The organism is Pseudoramibacter alactolyticus ATCC 23263 (assembly GCF_000185505.1).
Lineage (GTDB): Bacteria > Bacillota > Clostridia > Eubacteriales > Eubacteriaceae > Pseudoramibacter > Pseudoramibacter alactolyticus.
Map to the genome: position 1 here is coordinate 1 of NZ_GL622394.1, position 523 is coordinate 523.

Consider the following 523-nt stretch of genomic DNA (forward strand, 5'->3'; position numbering starts at 1 on the left):
AAGACCTCTCTCTGTTCGGCCTGCTTCTCCTCGACGATGGGGTGCATGAGGGCGCCCGTCTACTACCCGAGGAGTGGATCAGGCAGCACCGTGTCCGTCAAGTCAATTGCGACAGCGAGACCGATCCGGAATGGGGAATGGGGTATGGCTGGCAGACATGGATGTCAAGCCATGGGTACCCTCTGGACGGAGCCTTCGGCCAGTATGTCCTCATCGTCCCCGAGGTTGACGCCGTCATCACTATGACAAACGAGGCCAGTGAAGGCCCTGGTGACAAGCAGGCCATTCTCCAAGCTGTCTGGGACCACCTCCTGCCTGCCTTAGCGGATGGATTCCAGCCACAGCCTGAAGAAATCGTGCGCACTGTGCCCACCGTGACTGGAGAATTCGACTCGGCAAGATCGGTGCAGGGAATCGCCCCTGATGGGTCATACATCGTCGTCTCCCCGCACAAGGAGAGCAGGGCCTGGGCGATGTCGTGGCGCTGTCCGGGCACCTCCAGCCATCCCACCGACGAAACCCT

General features: G+C 60.6%; 1 pseudogene. It reads left to right on the forward strand.

Annotated elements, in window-relative coordinates:
• Positions 1-523, forward strand: a pseudogene (locus tag HMPREF0721_RS11320) (hypothetical protein); the annotation flags it as partial.